Source organism: Corynebacterium sp. HMSC070E08 (genome assembly GCF_001808895.1).
GTDB lineage: Bacteria > Actinomycetota > Actinomycetes > Mycobacteriales > Mycobacteriaceae > Corynebacterium > Corynebacterium hiratae.
The window spans coordinates 1-1459 of the sequence record NZ_KV794756.1 but is presented as its reverse complement, the minus strand read 5'-3'; the positions used below and the strand labels follow the sequence as shown (position 1 = coordinate 1459).

Annotated in this window: 2 protein-coding genes; both read right to left on the bottom strand. The window is 55.2% G+C overall.

Annotated features, from left to right (window positions below):
* Positions 1-2: 2 nt before the first annotated feature.
* Complete coding sequence (locus HMPREF2526_RS06410; RefSeq protein ID WP_070546510.1) at positions 3-419, bottom strand: iron chelate uptake ABC transporter family permease subunit; 417 nt, start codon at positions 417-419, stop codon at positions 3-5.
* Positions 420-425: 6 nt separating this feature from the next.
* Entirely contained in the window at positions 426-1391 is a 966-nt protein-coding gene (locus HMPREF2526_RS06405; protein WP_049155214.1) for an ABC transporter substrate-binding protein, read from the bottom strand.
* Positions 1392-1459 lie beyond the last annotated feature (68 nt).

Sequence of the window (1459 nt, the reverse complement as noted above, 5' to 3'; positions counted from 1 at the left end):
TATCAGGTGTCTACCAAACAGGGGTCAGGTCCAACCCCAAAAAATGCCAGGCCAACAACCACCATGAGAGAAGCACCCGCATTAACGCCCAAAATCCCCGGGTCCGTCATTGGGTTTCTGGTCACAGCCTGCATCAAACCACCCGCAACCCCCAACGCACTACCGGCAACCAACACCAAGAAAGTACGTGGAACGCGAGACTGCCAGACCACCTGCGATACCGGATCCGCCGGATCCGGGTTAATCAGATAATGAAAAATATCCGACGGTGGAATGCTGCGTGAGCCCACCATCATGCTCAACACCAGCGCACCGGCACATAAGACCGCAATGATAATGAAACCAATGAGCCGGTTGGCCTGAGCAACTGGCCTTTCCACAGCCTTCGGGGCTGTGGAGGTTGTGGAACTTGCTGGCATAAAAGACTAGCTCACCTTGTCGTAGGTCTCTACCTTGTCTGCAAGATCCTGCAGCCAATCGGCATAGTTACGGCTGGTCAACGCACCCTTGGAAGACCACGTGGATACCTGGTCTGCCTGGACAGCTGGAAGGTTGTCCCACAGCTCCGCAGTAAATGGCGCCTCTGGGTCATAGTTTTCTACCAAGATGACATCAGCAGGGTAGGTCGAAGCATCTTCCCACGCCACTCGACCCCACGGGTTTCCTTCCGCTGGTGTGTCTGGGCCTGCGATGTTTGCGCCAAGTTCTTCCAGCATGTCCGCCTGCGGGAAGCCCACGCCGGTATAGAGCATTTCCTTGGTTGGGCTGGTCAGCAGGAAGTTGTAATCCTTGCCGTCTACTGCTGCGGTGAACGCTTCCTTGGCCGCTGCGAAGTCTCCATCTGCCGCCACGATGTTGTCAGCTTCTACGTCTGCGCCGAAGAACTCTGCAATCTCGCGGGTATCCGCAATCCTTTGATCAATAGAGCCTTCCGATGGCAGCGGCACGAAAGGCGCAACGCGCTGCAACTGAGCGTTGACGTCTTCATCGAACCAAGACCAACCCTTCGCGTTACCGTTGCCGATGATGGCATCCGGGCGCAGTTCAGCCAGCTTTTCCAGATCGATCTCAGCATCTTGGCCGATGGTCTCAATACCTTCGATGTCAGCATCACCCATCAACGCTGGGTTGTCACACTCAAAACCAAACAACGCATCCGGCTCAATGCCGTACTCGTGCAGAGAGCTATAGGCGTAGCAGTCCATAACGATGGTTTCTGGCTGGTTTTCGAAGTCGATGTTTAGCCCCTCAATACTGGGGTGGGACAGAGTCAGCTGCTCACCGTCGCCAGCCGCTGCATCTTCCCCCGAGGCTTCTTCCCCCGAGGTGGAGCACGCCGCAAGAACGAGGGCTGCAGCAGCACTTAAAGCCATCAATGCCGTCTTTTTCACTTGTTATTTCCTTTGCTGGGAATAGGGATCAATTAACCGGCCCTTCCGGTTTTAGAGTGCGTTGATTT

Bases quoted from the DNA above. Each gene is read 5' to 3' on its own strand.
- HMPREF2526_RS06410 (WP_070546510.1), bottom strand. From the start codon at position 419: ATGCCAGCAAGTTCCACAACCTCCACAGCCCCGAAGGCTGTGGAAAGG.